Raw genomic sequence first — 19914 nt, 5'->3', positions numbered from 1 at the left:
AGGGAGGTCCCGTGAACATCAGAACCATTGCCATCCTGCCGGTGCTGCTCGTGGTGGGTGCCGGTTGCGACCGCAGGGATGCCGAACCGATCGAGCCGTCCGAAACCACGACCACGGTCGTCGACGACAGCGCTGCAACCACGCCCACATCGACCATTCCTTCCGCGACCGAGTCGTGCACCGGGCTGACCGGCGAAGCAGCGACCGATTGCCGGATGCGCACCGGCGACGACGCGCCGTCGACCATGCCGCCAGCGGATGCGGAACGGGAGAACGGCGGAGCGCCTCCGTCGGGTTGATCATGTTTGGCCGATCGCGGTTAGCTGTTGCGGGCGGCGGACCAACGTCCTTACTCTGGTTTCAACGCATTCCGGGGACGTTTGCCGTGCATCGATACCTGCTCGCCACAGCCGCCAGCCTCTGCTGTGCCTCCGCGATGGCTGCCACCATCGCGCCGCCACCCGCATCGGTTCCGCAGTTGCACGACATCGCAACCGCACCGTCCGCGGCGCGGATCGAGGCCGACATTCGCACCCTGGTGGGTTTCGGGACCCGACACACGTTGTCCGAAACGGAATCCGACACGCGTGGCATCGGCGCGGCGCGGCGCTGGATCAAGGCCGAGTTCGAACGGATCTCACGCGACTGCGGCGGTTGCCTGGAAGTGATGGTCGTCAGTGACACCGTCTCCGGCGAGGAGCGCATCCCCGACCCGGTCGAAGTGGTCAGCGTGATCGCGATCCAGCGTGGCGGCAGCGACCCGGACCGCTACGTCGTGATGAGCGGCGACATCGACTCGCGCGTCAGCGACGTCATGGATTACACCTCCGACTCGCCGGGCGCCAACGACAACGCCTCGGGCATCGCCGGCACGCTCGAAGCCGCACGGGTGCTGTCGAAGTACAGGTTCAATGGCTCCATCGTCTACGCCGCGCTTGCCGGCGAAGAACAGGGGCTGTTCGGCGGCAGGATCCTCGCCGAGTACGCCAAGGTGCACGGTTGGCGGATCGAGGCGCTGCTCAACAACGACATGATCGGCAACATCGAGGGTGTCAACGGTGTCATCGACAACACCACCGCCCGGGTGTTCTCGGAGGGAACGCGCGTCAACGAGACAGTGGAGGAAGCCCGCAAGCGCCGTTTCACCGGCGGCGAGGTCGACTCGCCGTCGCGCAACCTCGCCCGCTATATCGACCGCATGGCCGACCGGTACGTGCCGAACCTCGACGTGATGATGGTCTACCGGCTCGACCGCTTTGGCCGCGGCGGCCACCATCGGCCGTTCAACGACATCGGCGCGCCGGCGGTGCGGGTGATGGAAACCAACGAGAACTACAACCGCCAGCACCAGGACCTGCGCACCGAGGACGGCATCGTCTACGGCGACACCATCGACGGCGTCGACTTCGGTTACGGGGCCAAGCTGACCGCCCTCAACGCGGTCAGCCTGGCGGGCATGGCGTGGGCCCCTCCCCCGCCGGCGGACGTCGAGATCGAAGGCGCGGTCAGCCCCGACACCACCCTGCGCTGGATGCGTCCACCCGCGAGCCAGGCCCCCGACCTCGCTGGCTACCGCATCCACTGGCGACTCACCACCGAGCCGCAATGGAGCCGCAGCATCTACGTCGGCGACATCACCGAATACAAGCTGGAAAACGTCGTCATCGACAACTATTTCTTCGGTGTATCGGCGGTCGGGAAGAATGGCGCGGAGAGCCCGGTGGTGTTTCCGGGCGCGGCGGGGAGCTTTGGCGGGTACGCCGTCACGCCGTGACGCGGCGATCTACTCGAGCAGGCCGATTTCGCCCAATGCCGCGACAACGTCGTCGCGATGCCCTGCCCCGTCGAGCGGCCAGCCTGAAACCTTGGTGGTCAGCTCGCCATTCTTGAAGAAGTAGAACGTCGGTGTTTTCCAGTCGTCGATGGCGGGCCATTCGCGCGCATCGACCGCAAGGACCATCTCGACAGCCGGGTGCTCGCGGTTCCATTGCTGCAACAGCTCGATGTCCAAGCGGCCATCCTGCGGAGCCAACCAGTTGGCATGCTTCGCGAACACCGGGCCCAGTACTGGATCGGACTCGATGGTCTTCATCGCGTCTCGGGAATAACCGCAACCTAGATGCGCCGTCACGATAACCATCGCCGGTGCGCCGAGTTCGACAGCCTGGTGGACCAGTTGATATCGATCCTGGCTTACCCACCAAGCGGTGGGTCCTGCGTAGCTCATGGGAACGTTGTCAACAATCTTTGGTATCGCCGCAAGTTCCAATGATGGATGCGTCCGCGCCAACGCATCGGCCCGATCGAAATTTCGGGTTAATACCAGTGCTTCGTGCATCACACGATAGTGATCCTTCTGGACGAGGTTTCGCGTCTTCAACTCGGCCAGCAGACGATCCATATCGTCGAAATACTCTGGATCATTGGTTATGCCGATCACCATGTTCGCGGCACGAAACAGCAGGTCCAGGTCGGTATCGGAGACTTCGGCCAACGACAGGGGACCCGCACCGAACAGCCGCTCGTAGCCGTCGTGCATGGCCTGTTCGCGCACCGCATCGGTCAATCCGGAACCTGCATCTTCCGGCAAGCGCCGAAGCGCCCGCAGTTGGTCGAACTTCCGGCCGATCGCGGTGGGTTCCTGTGGCACTGGCCAGCGCGATGGGAGGTCGTTGCGATTCACCTCGCGCGCATCGCTCAACAATCCGGAGGATGCATGCAGATCGAACAACGCCAACACCTCACTGATTTCATCCGCCCTGAGTTCAGCCAGCAGGTCGGCGAATCCGTAACCGCCGATCCCTCTTTCAGTAAAGTGGATGTCCTCCAGGAAACGTCGTCGCCCCATCGGCGACAGGCGCGACAACGGCGATTCGGCAATCGGCGTCGCTTCGAGATATCGCTGCAAGTCAGCCCTGGACTGGATCGGCACGTAGGTTTCGTCCGACGGGTTTCCCGCCGCTGCCGTCCCCATCAACAGTGCCATCAAGGCCGTTGCCACTGCGCAACGAATGGTTCGCATTCGACGTCTCCCCAAGATTGTTGTGCCCGCATGCTGACCTGCACAGCCTGCCGCACGCAGATGGCCGCTGCAACGCACGGGTACGCGGGTTCGAACGGGCCGGAACCTAAAGCGTGATCGGCACGCGCGCCGTCAGCACGACGTCGGGCGTGTCCTCGGTGACGCCGACGCCAAGCGCGACGTTGAGGGTGTGGCGCTCGCTGAACCGGTAGGACGCGCCCAGCAGCAACGTTCCCAGCGTGATCCGCACCGCGCCGGGCGCGTCCTCGCCGTTCTGCTTGGTCCGGCCGATGATGGCGCTGTCGTAGCCGATGCTGATCGAGGCCTTTTCGTTGAGCGCCAGTCCCATGCCGAAGTTGAAACCCCAGATGTCGCCGGCCTCGACGTCGCCGATCGGCTCGGTGGCGGTCTGCGGGAACTCCGGCGGAGCACCGGTCAGCACCGTGCGGGAGACGTCGTGGCGCTCGAAGTTGTGCAGGTAGCTGACACTGCCGAAGAACACGACGGGGTCGGACGGGTAGAGCCAGGTAAGACCGGGCTGGATCGCCGTGAAGCCGCTGCCGGTCGGCAGCTCCAGCGGCAGGCCGGTGCCGGTGGCATTGGCCACGCAGCGGGTCACGCAGTCGGTGACGACCTCGAACGGGTCCTTGCCGGTGCGGCTCTTGTAGCGCAGCCATCCGACGTAGAACGGTTTGTCGGGACCGCCCTGGTTGAGCTGGTAACGCAGCGTCGCCTCGATATCACCCAGCCCGTGGCCACTGGAGTGGAACGCCTTGTCGACCGCGGTGCCGGTGAATATCTCCCGGCTGACGGTGTCGCTGCTGGCGTGGACATACGGCACCTTGGCTTCCAGTTCCATGCGGTTGCTCAGGCCCAAGCGCCCGGTCAGCACGGCGGTGCCGGTGGTGGTCTTGACCTGGCGCACGTCGATCAGCCCGATCAGGATCGCCGGGATGATGGTGTAGCCGACCAGCGCCACGCGGTTGCTCGACGAGTAGCCGTACTGCAACGTCGGCTCCAGCACGAACTTGCCGGGTGGAGTCAGCACGCCGGGCTGGTCGAAGATCTGTGCGATTTCGGGAGGCCGGAGGTCCTGTTCGGGTGCCCGGCCCACCGGCTGCTCGGGCGGGCCCTGGGGTGGCTGGTCAACCTGCGCGACGGGACGGGGGACCGGGACCGGCTGTTGAACGGGCGGTTGCGACGACGGCGTCCCGTCCTGCAGGCCGCGCCCGCGGGTCAGGCGCAGGCGCTCGTCGTTGATGGCCCGCTGCAGCCCGGCAACGCTCTGCTCCTGCGCGGCGATGTCATCGCGCAGGTGGTCCAGTTGCGTGGTCTGCAGGTCGAGCTGCCGTTGCAACTCGTCCAGCCGCGAGTCTGGCGATGCGCCCTCCCCGGCCTGCTGGGCATTGGCCTGCCCCGCGACCGCGAGCGACAGGCAGCTGGCAAATACCACCGACATCGTGGGCGCGCGTCGTGTCCGCATGTTCATCCGGCCGTTCCGTCCCTGCTGGCAATGGGAACCGCTGCGATCAAGGCGTGCCCACTGCGGACTGCAGGGCATCCTGCAATGCCGCCTGCGAGTTGAGCGCCTTGAACATCCCGAGCGTCCCGACGCCCACGTCGAGCGTGGTCAGCGTGCGGATGTCCTGGTTGTCGAGGCTGTTCTGGATCACCACGCCGTTGATCGCACCTGAAGGGACAAACGCATTCCCGTCGCCAACCTGGACGAGCATCCCCTGGCGCATCTCGGCCAACCCCTGTGCCTGCACCGGAGTCATCTTCGTGATGTCCGGGATGCTCAGCCGTGCGGTGGCGACCAGCTCGCCGTTGACGTAGACCACCCGTTCGATCCCGAACGAGATCGCCAGCCCGGACGGCAGCACGAACCCGCCGCGCATGCGTTCAAGGCGCTCCGTGCCGACCGCGATCCATTCCGGCCCCAGCGCGCTCGCGGGCGTCAGGATGTCGACGGGCTCACGGGCGGCACACGGCCAAGCCGCACCGGCCAGCACCATCGCAACGCCGATATGGGTGATCGCGGCGTGGGGGCGCGGCATCAGATATCCCCCGGGCCAAGCTTCGGGGCGATCGATTCATGCAATCCGCGCCGGCCGACACCCGACTGCACCGGCGCGGGCGGCGCGGTGCGCCAGTCACGGGCCTGGTTGAACTGCGCCACGGCACGCTGGTTGTGGACGACGAACAACACGCCGTTGTCCCAAAGCGCCTCGAAACGGGCGCGCGACATCGCCCGGGTGCCGCGTGCCGGATCGCCCAGCAGCACCCGGCCGTCGCGCAGGCCCTTCACCACCACGAAATGCCGGTAGCCGCGATCGTTGAGGAGCACGATCGCCGGCAACCCCTCCTCCAGCAGCTTGTCCAGCGGCAATTCGAAACCGTCGGCAATGAAGCCCTGCGACTCCATGTAACGCCGCATGTCGAGCAGCGAGAAACCTTCGGCCTGGATCTTGCGCTGGTCGCCGCTTCGATACATCTGTACGAACACGTCTTCCTCGGTGACCGGATAGCCGTACTGGAAGGTCAGCAGGGTCGCGGTCGCCGCCGATCCGCAACTGAAGTCGTACTGCTGCGGCACCGTGGTCTTGAATCGCGCCTCCTTGAGGCTGGTGACCTGCAGCCGGTAGCTGCCACCATGTGGCGCCTGCAGGTCCAGCGATGATGCGATCGATGCGAACGGCGTGAGCGCCATCGCCGCCCCGAGCACGACGCCGAAGATGGCCGCGCGCGACATCACGGTGTCGGCGTGAATTGCACGTTGACCACCATGCCGTTCTGGATCAGCACGTTGGAGCCGCTGTTCTGGATCACGGTATTGATGCCGGTGGCATTGCCGAATGCGCCACCGGCCAGCGTGTTGTCACCGCTGTTGATGTTCTCGGCATGGTTGCCTTCGACGACACCGTTTGAATCGACGTGGTTTTCTACGCTGTTTCCGCCGCGCAGCCGTGCGAGTCCGGCGGCATCGACCGTGGGCCCGAAGCCTTCGACGCGTTGGAAATCGTTCGATTGCAGCTCCGGTCCGGTCGCGGTCGCCATCACGGGCATTGCGAGTAAACCCGTCAACAGCAACCCGCTCGCACGACGGGGCACGACCGTATGTGGGCGCATGGTGCTCTCCTGGCTGCTTCGTGTTGCCACGCATCGATTCGCCGTGGCCGGGGCCACGGCGAATCGGAGGTACGGTTACTGGCCGACCGTCAGGTTGGCCTGCACCGTCACGCCCTGCTGGATGAGCGAGGCGAAGCCACTGTTCTGCGCAGTGACCATGATGCCCGCCGCGGCGTTGGCCGACCCGTCCATGTGGTTGGACATGTCGAAGGCGCCCGCGCTGTTGGCGACCGATCCACCGGAGCCGCCTGCGCCACCGGCTGCACCGGTTCCGGCGCCACCGGTTGCGGCACCACCGCTACCCGCGCCACCCATGCCGCCGGCGCCGCCGTTGGATGCGACCGCACCGCTGCTGCCACCCGCGGCGCTGCTGGAACCGCTCGTGCCGGATGCGGCACCGCTGGTTCCCGCGCCGCCAGTGGCGGACGAAGAACCGCTGGTTCCGTCACCTGCACGACGCTCATCGACATCGCCAGACGCCGAACCGGCGAAGCCGCCGACTGCCAGGCTGGCCGCACCCGCATCGCCACTGCTGCTGTCGCCGTCACCGCCGCGGCCGCTGTCGCCATTGGCGTTGCCGCCATCGCCGCCGCGTCCACCGTCACCGGCGCCACCGAGCGCGATACCGCCGAGGCCGGCACCGCCAGCCCCGCCGCCACCGCCATTGGCGTTGCCGGAGTTGTTGGCGACATTGCCGATGTCGCGGACGCGGATATCGGTCACCGCGCCACTGAGGACCGTCGTCGCGACGGCATTGCTGGTATTGAATGCGTCGAAGACGTTGGCTGTGGCCGAGCCGCCGTTGTTGGCGGCCGCGGTACCAAGTCCATCCGCGCGGGCGCGGCCGTCATTGTCGCGGTTGTTGCCTGTGCTCGAGTTGGAGGCGTCGATCGGGATGCTGGCGTTGACGAGGATATCGTCGCCGCCGTTGCCGTCACCGTTGGTTTGTTGCGCCCAGGCCTGGCCTGTCAGGCCAAGTGCCACGAGCGCTGCTGATGCAATCAGAGTCTTGCGAATGCGCATTGTCGTTCTCCTCAAGGATGCATGGCCCGGGTGCAAAAGGGGGAAACAGCGACACCCGACCGCAATGCAGGGAGAAGGCACGCAGGAGTGATGCCATCGACGCGCAATGACGGCGAACCCCCGCTATGGGGGGCTCGATGCAGGTGAATGGGGCTTGGCGGACTTCCACGCCGGAGCGCGTTGCGTCGGGACCGTTCCACTCCTGAAACAACCGGCCCTCTCTTGGCCCGTCGGCCGGGCTCCACAGGTACATAGCGTCGCAACGGCCACCGGTTCACCGGTGTTACACCGCGTATCAAAAACGATACAAACCTGCGGGTGGGCCTAGCCGCCGCCGGCTGCGTCGCGACGCGCCGCGCGTAGTCGATCGAGCTTTTCCTTGAGCTTGATTTCCAGCCCGCGCTCGACCGGCTGGTAGTAGACGCGCTCGCCCATCGCGTCCGGGAAGCCGGTCTGCCCGAGGGCGATCCCGCCCTCGGCATCGTGGTCGTACTGGTAGCCCTTGGCGTATCCGAGTTGCTTCATCAGCTTGGTCGGTGCATTGCGCAGGTGCAGCGGCACGTCCTGGGTTCCGTGTTCGCGGACGTCGCGCCGGGCGGCGTTGAATGCCACGTATGCGGCGTTTGATTTGGCCGTGCTGGCCAGGTAAATCGTCAGTTGTGCCAGCGCCAGTTCGCCCTCGGGGCTGCCGAGTCGATCGAAGGTATCCCAGGCCTCGATCGCCATCGCCTGCGCACGCGGGTCGGCCAGGCCGATGTCCTCGGTCGCCATCCGGGTCAGGCGACGGGCCAGGTAGCCGGGATCACAGCCGCCATCGAGCATGCGCGCCAGCCAGTACAGGGCGGCGTCGGGGTTGGAGCTGCGCACGGACTTGTGCAGCGCGGATATCTGGTCGTAGAACTGCTCGCCGCCCTTGTCGAAACGGCGGGTGCGGTCGGCCAGCACCTGGACCAGGGTCGCCTCGGTGATCCGGTTGTCCTCGCCGGTGGCAAGTTCGGCGGCGATCTCAAGCAGGGTCAGGCCACGCCGAACATCGCCATCGGCGGCACCGGCGATCTGTCGCAGCGCGTCGTCGGAAACGTCCAGCCCCTGCCCGCCCAGGCCCCGCTCCGTGTCGTCGAGCGCACGATGCAGGGCGAGCACGATGTCGTCGACCGACACGCCCTCCATCACGTGGACGCGGCAGCGCGAGAGCAAGGCGGAGTTGAGTTCGAACGACGGGTTCTCGGTGGTCGCCCCGACAAACAGGATGGTGCCGCGCTCGATGTGCGGCAGGAACGCGTCCTGCTGGGCCTTGTTGAAACGGTGCACCTCGTCGACGAACAGCACGGTGCGACGGCCCCCGGCAAATCGCTGCGCCGCCTCGGCGAGTACCACGCGCACCTCCGGCAGGCCGGACAACACCGCGGAAATCGCCTTGAACTCGGCATCGGCGTACTGCGCGAGCAACAGCGCGAGCGTGGTCTTGCCGCAGCCCGGCGGCCCCCACAGGATCATCGAATGGACATGGCCGGACTCGACCGCGCGACGCAGCGCGGACCCCGGCGCGAGCAGGCGGCGCTGGCCGACCATCTCGTCGACGTTGCGCGGGCGCATGCGTTCGGCCAGCGGGCGCAACGCCTCGTTGGCCGGGTCCGGGCCGATCAGGTCGGGGGTGTCTACGGGGGAAGTGGTACGGCGTGCCACGGCAGGCGGGTCATCGGTTCGGCGACCGGTACACGATAGCGAAAGGAAGCGCCTTGGGGTGCGGACACCGGGAAGAGCGGCGTGGCTACCCGCCCTTGGTCATCGGGCCGCTACCGCTGCATCCTCGGTGTCGGCCCAGTTCGACGTGGTGCCGAGCTCGTAATCGAGCCGCAACCACTCGCCGGTCTCGCGGTCGTAAAGCGCCTGCACCTGTGTCGGCGTCGTGCCTTCCGCCGCGAAATCCGCGGTGCCGGTCGCCTTGACCAGCGTGTAGCGCTTGCCGGCGTCGGCAGCGGTCACCCGGCTCACCACCAGTTGCACCGGCTGCTGGGCGAACTCGGCATCAAGCGCCTGGTCGGCACGCAGGCCCAGTTCCACGGCCAATGGCGCGTCCAGGGCGACTTCATGGGCATTTTCCGGGTCACCCAAGGTGATCGCCGGGTAGCTGACACTGGCGGTGCGGGTGTCATAGAGCACGTCGAACCGGAACGGGATCCAATTGGCATCACCGCCGATCTGCAGCCGCCCTTCGCCACTCACGGTGCGGTCGCGCACGCTCGCGGGCTGCACGGCCACCGCGTCGAGCTTCACCGCGACCTTGCGTTCTTCGAACTGGGTGGAGATCGCCCCGATCACCGATGCCGCGACCGCCGCATCCATGGCCTGGTCGGCCTCGATGCGTGACTCCGGCTGGCGATCCAGCGCATGGGCGTGGATCTCGATCGGCGTCCGGTCGTCCGCCACGACGGCGGTGGAAAACAGGCCGAGGCCCGCAATGACCGCGAGCACGACGGGCTGGTTGATGTGGCGTGGAATGTGGCGCATCGCGATTCCCGGTCTGGCACCGGTATCGGCGCCGCTGGGCGTAGTCTCGCGATTGCTCCGTCGACGAGCCGTGAGGCCAAGTCGTTGAAAATGAACGGTAGTCCTGTTCAGCCTTCGCCGATCACGTCGACACCCTTCGGCGGTGTGTACTTGAACGTGCCAGCCGCGAAATCCGGATTGCGCTTCCAGTTGCTGAACTCGATGCGGGTGTTCTGGCCGATGGTGTCCAACACTTCCATCTTCACCAGTTGCTCGCCGCGGAAGCCGAGCCGGGCGCTCTGGAAACTCGCCTCCTGGCCCTTCTTCGGCGTCAGGGTGAGCCACTCCAGGCCGTCGGCCTGCCCGGTTTCACGCACCAGGAACATGGTGTCGAGCTTTTCCGGTTCAATCAGTGCGGCCAGCGGGCTGCTCTGCTCCTGCACGCCCTGCGGACGCACCGTGACCTGCGCAAGATCGGGGTCGTAGATCCAGACCTTGTCGCCATCGGCGACGATCAGTTGCGGATACGGCTTGACGTACTCCCAACGGAACAAACGCGGGACCGACAACTGGACCTCGCCGCTGGATGTTTCCTTCAGTTTGCCCTGGCTGTTGTAGACCTTCTGGGTGAACTGGCCGTCGAGCCCTTCAAGCCCCTTGGTGAAGGCGTTGAGGCCGTCGCGTGCGCCGGCGAACGCGCTGCCGGCGATGCCCGCGCCCAGCAACAGTGCGGCGCTCCAGCGGATCATCTGCTTCATGAAAATGGATCTCCCGATCAGGTCTGGTCGCAGTGTGTGGGGGCGAAGCTGAATAGGTCCTCGACGTCGCAGGATCCGTTCAGTCGCCCGACCTTCTCAGTCCCGTGGTGGTGGCGGCGCCAGCACGCTGCGGTCGCCGTTGTGCTCCGGCGGGGTTACGACCCCGGCGGCCTCCATCGCTTCCACCAGTCGCGCGGCACGGTTGTAACCGATCTTGAGCCGGCGCTGCACGCCGGAGATCGACGCGCGCCGGGTCTCCGTAACCACCCGCACCGCCTCGTCATACAACGGGTCGGATTCGTCGCCGCTGCTGGCGGTCTCCGGCAGGCCGGTGGCGCCGACGACCACGCCGTCGCCCATCGTCTGCACGTCTTCCAGCACGCCTTCGATGTAGTCCGGGCGCCCGCCGATCTGCTTGAGGTGCTCGACCACGCGGTGGACCTCGTCATCCGACACGAACGCACCGTGCACGCGCTCCGGCATCGCCGTTCCCGGCGGCAGGTACAGCATGTCGCCGTTGCCGAGCAGCGCCTCGGCGCCGGACTGGTCGAGGATGGTGCGCGAGTCGATCTTGCTCGACACCTGGAACGCGATGCGGGTCGGGATGTTGGCCTTGATCAGGCCGGTGATGACGTCGACCGAGGGTCGCTGGGTCGCCAGGATCAGGTGGATGCCGGCCGCGCGCGCCTTCTGCGCCAGCCGCGCGATCAGCTCCTCCACCTTCTTGCCGACGATCATCATCATGTCGGCGAATTCGTCGATGAAGATGACGATGAACGGCAGCGGCTCCAGTTGCGGTGGCGCCTCGTCGATTTCGGGGTTGGGCTTGAACAGCGGGTCGAGCATCGGTTGCCCGGCCTCGGCCGCGTCGCGCACCTTCTTGTTGAAGCCGGCCAGGTTGCGCACCCCGACCGTCGACATCAGCTTGTAGCGCCGCTCCATCTCGGCCACGCACCAGCGCAGGCCATTGGCGGCCTCCTTCATGTCGGTCACGACCGGCGCCAGCAGGTGCGGGATGCCTTCGTAGACGCTCAACTCCAGCATCTTCGGGTCGATCATCAGCATCCGCAGTTCCTTCGCGGACGCCTTGTACAGCAGGCTCAGCACCATCGCGTTGACCGCGACCGACTTGCCCGAACCGGTGGTGCCGGCGACCAGCAGGTGCGGCATACGTGCAAGGTCGGCGACGGTTGGCCGGCCCGAGATGTCCTTGCCCAGCGCAAGCGTCAGCGGGCTGTTGGACTTGTCGTACTCCTTCGAACGCAGCAGTTCCGACAGGTAGATCATCTCGCGTTGCGTATTGGGCGTTTCCAGCCCGATCACCGACTTGCCCGGGATCACGTCGACCACGCGCACCGACTTCACCGACAGGCCGCGGGCGATGTCCTTGTCGAGCGAACTGATCTGGCTGACCTTGACGCCGGGGGCCGGCTGCACCTCGAACCGCGTGATCACCGGACCCGGATAGGCGCCGACCACCTCGGCCTCGATGCGGAAGTCCTTGAGCTTGAACTCGATCTGCCGCGACAGCGTTTCCAGCGTCTCGGCGCTGTAACCCTTGGGCTGCGGCTTGGGGTCGTCGAGCAACGCCAGTGGCGGGATGCCGGTGCCGTCGCCGACGTGGAACAGCGGGATCTGCTGCTCGCGCTTGGCCCGGTCGCTCTTCTCGACCGCGGCCGGGGCCGGCGGTTCGATCTTGACCGGTGCGCGCCTGGCGCGCAGTTCGGTGTCGACCTTGCGCACCTCCTCGCGTTCCTCGCGCAACGCCCGGGTCTGCTGCCATTCGTTCGCCTGCCGGCTGCCGCGCCGGAACAGGCGCGACAAAAGCGGCCCCAGCGAAAGCGTCCACTGACCGATCCGGTCCATCACCGCCAGCCACGAAATGCCGGTGGCCAGCGTCACCGACACCAGCAGCAACGCCAGCAGGAACAGGTTGCCGCCGACCGGGCCGAAGCCGCTGTACAGCGATCGACCGACCAGTTGGCCGAGGATGCCGCCGGCGCCGGCCGAGAAATCGATCACCGGGCCGACCCGCAGTTGCAACAGGCCGGTCGCCGACACCAGGAAGCCGACGATGCCGACCAGCCGCAGCGCCGGCCCGAGGTCGGCGTCGCCGTCACCATCGGCGTCCATCTTGAACAGCGCGATCCAGGCGATCAGCCCGAGCATTACCGGCAACAGGAACGCGACGTAGCCGGTCAGGTACAGCAGCACGTCGGCCAGCCACGCCCCGACCCGCCCGCCGACGTTGTTGAGCGGCGCGGTGATGCTGCCCGAGTGCGACCAGCCCGGATCGTTCGGTGAGAACGTCACCAGGCTGGCCAACAGGTACAACAGCAACGGCGCAATCAGGATCAACGCGATGTCGCGCATCAGCCGCTGGCGCCGCGGCGACGGCTCGCGGCGCGCGGGGTCGCGCGCCGTGGCCGGGTTGGTTTTCTTCCTGCGGGCTGCTGTGGACGCTTGCGCCACCGTGACGTTCTGCCTTAGCTAGATGCTGTTAGTACTTGAATATACTACAGCTTCATGTCCAGCAACGCCGGATGCACCAGCTTGCCGGCGTCGACGTTGATGCCGCGCTGCAGTGCCGGGTTGTCGCGCCAGTCCGCATCCGAGGCCAGCTTGTTGACCCACGGCAGGATCGCCGCGCAGATCGCCTGCGAGCTGGTCTGCGGCACCGAGCCGGGCATGTTGGTCACGCAGAAATGGGTCACGCCCTCCTCCACGTAGGTCGGCTCCTTCCAGGTGGTCGGGCGCGAGGTCCCGAAGCAGCCGCCCTGGTCGATCGAGATGTCGACCACCACGCTGCCGTCCTGCATGCCCTTGAGCATCTCGCGGGTCAGCACGCGCGGCGCCTTGGCGCCGGTGACCAGAACCGCGCCGACCACCAGGTCGGCGGTGGCGACTTCACGCGCGACCACGTCGTGGTACGGGTACAGCGTGGTCACGTTGGCGCCCAGCTGCATCATTTCGTCCATGCGGTCGGCGCGCATCTCGAACACGACCACGTTGGCGCCGCCGGCCGCGGCCAGTGCCGCCGCCGCGCCGCCGGCCTTGCCCGCACCGAACACCACCACCTTGCCGCGTTCGGTCGAAGGCAGGCCGCCGAGCAGCTTGCCCTTGCCACCTTGCGGCTGGTGCAGCAGCGTGGTGCCGACCTGGGTCGCGATCCTGCCGGCGATGACCGACATCGGCGCCAGCAGCGGCAATTCGCCGTTGGGCAGCTCGACGGTCTCGAACGCGACACCGGTCAGCCCGATCTCGAGCAGCTTGCGGGTCAGCTCCGGCTCGGCCGCCAGGTGCAGGTAACAGAACAGCAGGTGGTCCTTGCGCAGGTGCTGCAGGTCGCCGGCAATCGGCTCCTTGACCTTGACGATCAACTGGCCCTTTTCGTAGAGCGCGGCGGCGTCGGCGGCGATGTTGACGCCCAGGCGGGTGTACTCCTCATCGGAGAAGCCGCTCTTGATGCCGGCATCCTTTTCCAGCCAGACCTCGTGGCCACGCTTTACCAGGTCGCCGGCGGCAGCCGGAACGAGCGCGACACGCCCTTCGAGGGTCTTGGTTTCCCGGGGTACACCGATACGCATTGCAATCGTCTCCAAAGGGCCGGGGGTAAGCCGCGATGCGGCGCCGGCCGTGTTTTCGTGAAGTGGCGCGTGACTGGAAAATCCAATCCATTGGGGTGGATCCGACGGGTCCTTGACCGCGTCGCCATGCAACGCAGCATCCCTGGAACCTGCCTTGTTTTGCAGGGACGTCGCCGCCAAGCTATGGGACTACGCCAAGCCCTCGATTATACCCATGACCCCAAGCAAGCACGCCCGCCTCATCATCCTCGGTTCCGGCCCCGCCGGCTGGACGTCGGCGGTCTACGCCGCGCGCGCCAACCTCAAACCGCTGGTGATCACCGGCCTGCAGATGGGCGGCCAGCTGATGACCACCACAGAGGTCGACAACTGGCCCGGCGACGCGCACGGGTTGATGGGTCCGGACCTGATGGCACGCATGCAGGCGCACGCCGAACGCTTCGACACCGAGACCGTGTTCGACCACATCCACAGCGCCGACCTGTCTCAGCGGCCGTTCCGGCTCAAGGGCGACAGCGGCGAGTACACCTGCGACGCGCTGGTCATCGCGACCGGCGCCAGCGCCAAATACCTGGGCATCGAGTCGGAGCAGAAGTTCATGGGCAAGGGCGTGTCGGCCTGCGCGACCTGCGACGGCTTCTTCTACAAGGAGCAGGAGGTGGCGGTGATCGGCGGCGGCAACACCGCGGTCGAGGAGGCGCTGTACCTGTCCAACATCGCGCGCAAGGTGTACCTGGTGCACCGCCGCGACAGCCTGCGCGCGGAGAAGATCCTGCAGGACAAGCTGTTTGCCAAGGCCCAGGCCGGCAAGATCGAGCTGATCTGGGACCACACCGTCGACGAGGTGCTGGGCGACGACAGCGGCGTCAACGGCATGCGCCTGCGTTCGACCAAGGACGACAGCACCCGCGAAATCCCGGTCAACGGCTTCTTCGTGGCGATCGGCCACACCCCGAACACCTCGCTGTTCGAGGGCCAGCTGGAGATGAAGGGCGGTTACCTGCAGATCCAGTCGGGCCTCGGTGGCAACGCGACCCAGACCTCGGTGCGCGGCGTGTTCGCCGCCGGCGACGTGGCCGACCAGGTCTACCGCCAGGCGATCACCTCGGCCGGTTTCGGGTGCATGGCGGCGCTGGATGCGGAGAAATTCCTCGACCAGGGTGAGTAGCCCCGCCGGCGGACTGCGTTGACTTGCTGGACCACGATGCGATGGCAGCCTTCCAAACCCGCATCGTCGCCAACCTCCACGATATCCCCGCCGACCAGTGGGATGCGCTGCACGACGGCCGCAATCCCTTCGTCGCGCATTCGTTCCTGGCCGGCCTGGAACGGCACGGCTGCGTGCGTTCGGACTGGGGCTGGACGCCGCGGCACCTGACCTTGTGGCAGGGCGACCAACTGGTCGCCGCCGCGCCCGGCTACCTGAAGGACAACTCCCACGGCGAGTTCGTGTTCGACCACGCTTGGGCACACGCCTATGCTCAGCACGGGCTCGACTACTTCCCGAAGTGGTTGTGCGCGGTGCCCTACTCGCCCGTGCCCGGGCCGCGCCTGCTCGCACGCGATCCGGCGCATCGCATACAACTGCTGGATGCGATGGCCCGGCTTGCGGCGCTCGAGGATGTCTCGTCGGCCCACGTCAATTTCCATCGCGATGACGAAGCTACGGCCTTCACCGGGGACTGGCTTGCGCGGATCGATGTCCAGTATCACTGGCGCAACGATTCCGGCTGGCGCGGCTTCGACGATTACCTTGCGGCTTTCGACCACAAGCACCGCAAGAACATCCGCCAAGAGCGCGCCAGGGTTGCCCGCGCCGGCATCAGGTTCCGCGTGGTCGACGGCGCCGATGCCAGCGACGCCGACCTGGCCATCGCCCATCGCTTCTACCTGCAGACCTTCGCCGAGTACGGCAACCACCCGGCGCTGACCCTGCCCTTCCTGCAGCACCTGCGGGACATGATGCCGCGCTCGCTTGTGCTGTTTCTGGCGGAACGCGTGGTTGCCGACGGCGTGAGCCAGCCGATCGCGGGTGCGATCTGCCTGCGTGGTGGAGACACCCTGTATGGCCGCTACTGGGGCAGCAGCGAGACCGTCCCGGGCCTCCACTTCGAGACCTGCTACTACCAGGGCATCGAGTACTGCCTGCGCGAAGGTTTGACCCGCTTCGAGCCCGGCGCGCAGGGTGAGCACAAACTCGCGCGCGGATTCCTCCCGAACCTGGTCCACAGCCGCCACTGGATCGCGCACGACGCCTTCCGCGACGCCCTGCGCGACTGGTGCGCACAGGAAGCCGCATCGGTTCGCCGCTACGCGGCCACGCTCGCCGCGCATTCGCCATTCAAGCGCGTTGGCGGCGATCATGACGGCCATGCCGATCCGACTGCCGCAGCTTCCGACTGATCCGAACGCGCCCTTCCCGGATCCGCGCACGGCATTGCGCGACCCCGACGGGCTACTTGCAATGGGCGGTGACCTCTCGGCGGCGCGGCTTCTGAATGCCTATGCCCACGGCATTTTCCCCTGGTACTCAGAGGGACAGCCGTTGTTGTGGTGGTCGCCCGATCCGCGCATGGTGTTCCGAACCGATTCGGTCCGACTGTCGAGCCGGTTCCGGCGTTCGCTGCGCCGCTGTGACTGGAGGGTTACTGCCGACACAGCGTTCGCAGAGGTGGTCGATGCCTGCGCGCGGCACCCCCGGCCGGGCCAGCCCGGCACATGGATCACCGACGCCATGCGCAATGCCTATAGAGAACTGCATCGGCTCGGCCACGCCCATTCGATCGAGGTCCGCAACGGCGAGGAACTGGTCGGTGGCCTGTATGGCGTTGCAATCGGCCGGATGTTCTTCGGCGAAAGCATGGTCAGCCCCGCGTCCGGGGGCTCCAAGGTCGCGCTGGCTGCGTTGGTCCGGCGGCTGCATGCGTGGGGCTGGCCACTGCTGGATGCGCAGGTCGAGAGTCCCCACCTGCTCGGACTGGGTGCGGAGTCCTGGCCGCGCCAACGATTCCTCGATGCCGTGGCTCACCTCGCCGCCCAGCCCGGACCGGCGGGCCAGTGGACATCGCAATTTGGCGAAATGCCGGCCAACGAACTCGCGGGCTGAGCACGACGGTCTGAACGCTCCTGCCCCGGCCTTTTGCGTGCAAGCCGCCCGCGTGACAGAATACCCGGCTTAGCGGCCGCATCTTGCGCCGCCTACAGGGAAACAACAGGAAACACATGGCAAAAGACGACGTGATCGAATTCGAGGGCTCGGTGGCGGAAACCCTTCCGAACACCATGTTCCGCGTGCGCCTCGAAAACGGGCACGAGATCATCGCCCACATCTCCGGCCGGATGCGCAAGAACTACATCCGCATCCTGACCGGCGACAAGGTCAAGGTGGAGATGACGCCGTATGACTTGACCAAGGGACGCATCACTTACCGCATGAAGTAGTTTCGGCAAGTTATTGATTAAAAAAGGCGACCATCAGGTCGCCTTTTTATTTTCCACGCGGGGCCAACTGGTCATTCCACCGTGGCGGGCAACAGCTTCTCCGGCTCGGCATGGGCTTCGATAACCAACTCGCCGTCCCTGACCTCGATGCTGACCCGCCCGCCGCCGACCAGCTTGCCGAACAGCAGCTCGTCGGCCAGCGGGCGCTTGATCCTGTCCTGGATCACCCGGGCCATGGGCCGTGCGCCCATCAACGGGTCGAAGCCATGCTGGGCCAGCCACTCACGCGCATCCGGGGTCGCGCCTAGCACCACGTTCTTTTCGTGCAACTGCGCCTCCAGCTCGATCAGGAACTTGTCGACCACGCGCAGGATGTGGTCGAAGCCGAGCGCATCGAATTGCACCACCGCATCCAGCCGGTTGCGGAATTCGGGGGTGAAGCCCTTGCGGATCACTTCCATCGCATCAGTGCTGTGGTCCTGCTTGGTGAAACCGATCGACCGCCGTGCCGCCTGCGCCGCGCCGGCGTTGGTGGTCATCACAACGATCACGTTCCTGAAATTCGCCTCGCGACCGTTGGTGTCGGTCAGGGTGCCGCGGTCCATGACCTGCAACAGGATGTTGAAGATGTCCGGATGCGCCTTCTCGACCTCGTCCAGCAGCAGCACGCAATGCGGGGTCTTGACGATCTTCTCGGTCAGCAGGCCACCCTGGTCGAAGCCGACGTAGCCCGGGGGCGCACCGATCAGCCGCGACACGGAGTGCGGCTCCATGTACTCGGACATGTCGAAGCGCACCAGCTCGATGCCGAGTTGCAGCGCAAGCTGCCTGGTCACCTCGGTCTTGCCAACGCCGGTCGGACCGGCGAACAGGAAGTTGCCGATCGGCTTGTCGGGGTTGCCCAGGCCCGAGCGTGACAGCTTGATCGCCGAGGTCAGCATGTCGATCGCCGGATCCTGGCCGAAGATCACCATCTTCAGGTTGCGCTCGAGGTTGCGGAGCACGTCCTTGTCCGTCGCCGAGACCTGCTTGGCCGGGATCCGCGCCATCTTTGCGACGATCGTCTCGATCTCCTCGACGTCGATCGCCGACTTGCGGGTCTCCAGCGGCAGCAACCGCTGCCGGGCACCGGCCTCGTCGATCACGTCGATCGCCTTGTCCGGCAGCAGGCGGTCGCCGATGTGCTTCACCGACAGGTCGACCGCGGCCTGCAGCGCATCGTCGGCATAGGTCACGCCGTGGTGCGCTTCGTACTTCGGCTTCAGCCCCTGCAGGATTTCAAACGCCTCGCCGACGGTCGGCTCCACGATGTCGATCTTCTGGAAGCGCCGGGCCAGCGCCCGGTCCTTCTCGAAGATGCCGCGGTACTCCTGGAACGTGGTCGAACCGATGCAACGCAGATCACCGGAGGCCAGTGCGGGCTTGATCAGGTTGCTCGCGTCCATCGTGCCGCCCGAGGCGGAACCGGCGCCGATGATGGTGTGGATCTCGTCGATGAACAGCACCGCGCCGGGCACCTTCTTCATCTGCGACAGCACGCCCTTGAGACGCTTCTCGAAGTCGCCGCGGTACTTGGTGCCAGCGACCAGCGCGCCCAGGTCGAGCGCGTAGATGGTCGCGTCCTCCAGCACCTCGGGCACCTCGCCATCGACGATCCGCTTGGCCAGGCCTTCGGCGATCGCGGTCTTGCCGACGCCGGCCTCGCCAACGTACAGCGGGTTGTTCTTGCGCCGGCGGCACAGCACCTGGATCGTGCGCTCGACCTCGTCGCCCCGCCCGACCAGCGGATCGATCTTGCCGTCGCGCGCGAGCTGGTTGAGGTCGACCGCGAACTCCGCGAGCGGGTCGGCCTTGCCGTCGCCTTCACCGTCGACGGAATGCACCTCGCCCTCGAGCGGATGGCCGTCGGCCTCCTCGCCATGCTTGGCGATGCCGTGCGACAGGAAATTGACCACGTCCAGCCGGGCAACGTCCTGCTGGTTGAGGTAATAGACCGCGTGCGAATCCTTCTCGCCGAAGATCGCGACCAGCACGTTGGCGCCGGTGACCTCCTTCTTGCCGGAGGACTGCACGTGGTAGACCGCGCGCTGCAGCACCCGCTGGAAACCCAGGGTCGGCTGGGTGTCGCGGTCGACCTCGTCGGGCAACACCGACACCGAGGTCGCGATGGCCTGTTCCAGGTCGCCACGCAGGCGCGGGAAGTCGGCGCCGCAGGCCTTGAGCACGGCCTCGGCGGAGGGGTTGTCGAGCAGTGCGAGCAGCAGGTGTTCGACCGTCATGTACTCGTTGCGCGCCTCGCGGGCGCGCTTGTAGCACTGGCCGATGCTGAACTCGAGATCCTTGCTGAACATGGGGCGGTTGCCTCCAAAAAAGCTACTGCGATCCTAGATGGGGGTGTGCGCGAGCTTTTCCATGTCATCCGCGGCTGCCTGGCTGTTCCTCGGGGGCGACTGGTTTCCCTCAA

18 protein-coding genes are annotated in these 19914 nt (G+C 66.4%); 6 read left to right on the top strand and 12 right to left on the bottom strand.

Annotated features, from left to right (window positions below; genetic code table 11):
• The first annotated feature begins 11 nt into the window (after nt 1-11).
• On the top strand, nt 12-299 hold the full coding sequence (locus tag ACT9F5_RS02060; RefSeq protein WP_445118279.1) for a hypothetical protein: 288 nt from the start codon (nt 12-14) through the stop codon (nt 297-299).
• A gap of 137 nt (nt 300-436) precedes the next feature.
• Nucleotides 437-1774 carry a M28 family peptidase gene (locus ACT9F5_RS02055; protein ID WP_445118278.1) on the top strand — a complete coding sequence of 446 codons (1338 nt, stop codon included), beginning with the start codon at nt 437-439 and terminating at the stop codon, nt 1772-1774.
• Nucleotides 1775-1783: 9 nt separating this feature from the next.
• On the opposite strand, the gene ACT9F5_RS02050 is transcribed toward ACT9F5_RS02055, so the two are convergent.
• The 11 genes from ACT9F5_RS02050 to ald all read right to left on the bottom strand — a co-directional run bounded on the left by ACT9F5_RS02050 (nt 1784) and on the right by ald (nt 14009).
• On the bottom strand, nt 1784-2986 hold the full coding sequence (locus tag ACT9F5_RS02050; RefSeq protein WP_445118277.1) for a hypothetical protein: 1203 nt from the start codon (nt 2984-2986) through the stop codon (nt 1784-1786).
• Between the two features lie 142 nt (nt 2987-3128).
• The gene (locus ACT9F5_RS02045) at nt 3129-4511 is read right to left on the bottom strand and encodes an acetate kinase (protein ID WP_445118276.1); all 1383 of its coding nucleotides are present in this window, start codon (nt 4509-4511) and stop codon (nt 3129-3131) included.
• Nucleotides 4512-4551: 40 nt separating this feature from the next.
• Nucleotides 4552-5079, bottom strand: coding sequence for a hypothetical protein (locus ACT9F5_RS02040; RefSeq protein ID WP_445118275.1), 528 nt, complete (start codon nt 5077-5079; stop codon nt 4552-4554).
• Nucleotides 5079-5774, bottom strand: a complete 696-nt coding sequence (locus ACT9F5_RS02035; RefSeq protein WP_445118274.1) for a cysteine peptidase family C39 domain-containing protein — start codon at nt 5772-5774, stop codon at nt 5079-5081. The genes ACT9F5_RS02040 and ACT9F5_RS02035 overlap by 1 nt, the downstream gene beginning before the upstream one ends.
• Complete coding sequence (locus ACT9F5_RS02030; protein ID WP_445118273.1) at nt 5774-6208, bottom strand: hypothetical protein; 435 nt, start codon at nt 6206-6208, stop codon at nt 5774-5776. Before ACT9F5_RS02030 ends, ACT9F5_RS02035 begins: the two co-directional genes overlap by 1 nt.
• A gap of 18 nt (nt 6209-6226) precedes the next feature.
• Nucleotides 6227-7135, bottom strand: coding sequence for a hypothetical protein (locus ACT9F5_RS02025; RefSeq protein ID WP_445118272.1), 909 nt, complete (start codon nt 7133-7135; stop codon nt 6227-6229).
• Nucleotides 7136-7498: 363 nt separating this feature from the next.
• Nucleotides 7499-8770 (bottom strand): AAA family ATPase, encoded by a 1272-nt coding sequence (locus ACT9F5_RS02020; protein WP_445119472.1) that lies wholly within the window; start codon nt 8768-8770, stop codon nt 7499-7501.
• Between the two features lie 189 nt (nt 8771-8959).
• Nucleotides 8960-9685, bottom strand: coding sequence for a hypothetical protein (locus tag ACT9F5_RS02015; RefSeq protein WP_445118271.1), 726 nt, complete (start codon nt 9683-9685; stop codon nt 8960-8962).
• Between the two features lie 107 nt (nt 9686-9792).
• Entirely contained in the window at nt 9793-10422 is a 630-nt protein-coding gene (lolA, locus tag ACT9F5_RS02010) for an outer membrane lipoprotein chaperone LolA (RefSeq protein ID WP_445118270.1), read from the bottom strand.
• A gap of 96 nt (nt 10423-10518) precedes the next feature.
• On the bottom strand, nt 10519-12894 hold the full coding sequence (locus tag ACT9F5_RS02005) for a DNA translocase FtsK 4TM domain-containing protein (protein WP_445118269.1): 2376 nt from the start codon (nt 12892-12894) through the stop codon (nt 10519-10521).
• A gap of 44 nt (nt 12895-12938) precedes the next feature.
• Nucleotides 12939-14009, bottom strand: coding sequence for an alanine dehydrogenase (gene ald / locus ACT9F5_RS02000; RefSeq protein ID WP_445118268.1), 1071 nt, complete (start codon nt 14007-14009; stop codon nt 12939-12941).
• 214 nt (nt 14010-14223) lie between these two features.
• Between ald and trxB the strand changes: the two genes are divergently transcribed.
• The 4 genes from trxB to infA all read left to right on the top strand — a co-directional run bounded on the left by trxB (nt 14224) and on the right by infA (nt 17450).
• Entirely contained in the window at nt 14224-15177 is a 954-nt protein-coding gene (trxB, locus tag ACT9F5_RS01995) for a thioredoxin-disulfide reductase (protein ID WP_445118267.1), read from the top strand.
• A gap of 41 nt (nt 15178-15218) precedes the next feature.
• Nucleotides 15219-16412, top strand: coding sequence for a GNAT family N-acetyltransferase (locus tag ACT9F5_RS01990; protein WP_445118266.1), 1194 nt, complete (start codon nt 15219-15221; stop codon nt 16410-16412).
• Nucleotides 16381-17115 (top strand): leucyl/phenylalanyl-tRNA--protein transferase, encoded by a 735-nt coding sequence (gene aat / locus ACT9F5_RS01985; protein ID WP_445118265.1) that lies wholly within the window; start codon nt 16381-16383, stop codon nt 17113-17115. The genes ACT9F5_RS01990 and aat overlap by 32 nt, the downstream gene beginning before the upstream one ends.
• A 116-nt stretch (nt 17116-17231) precedes the next feature.
• Complete coding sequence (gene infA, locus ACT9F5_RS01980) at nt 17232-17450, top strand: translation initiation factor IF-1 (protein ID WP_445099743.1); 219 nt, start codon at nt 17232-17234, stop codon at nt 17448-17450.
• 71 nt (nt 17451-17521) lie between these two features.
• On the opposite strand, the gene clpA is transcribed toward infA, so the two are convergent.
• Nucleotides 17522-19801 carry an ATP-dependent Clp protease ATP-binding subunit ClpA gene (gene clpA, locus ACT9F5_RS01975; RefSeq protein WP_445118264.1) on the bottom strand — a complete coding sequence of 760 codons (2280 nt, stop codon included), beginning with the start codon at nt 19799-19801 and terminating at the stop codon, nt 17522-17524.
• Nucleotides 19802-19914 lie beyond the last annotated feature (113 nt).

It is taken from the genome of Lysobacter sp. F6437 (genome assembly GCF_052547215.1).
This window is presented reverse-complemented; position numbering and strand designations above follow the sequence as displayed.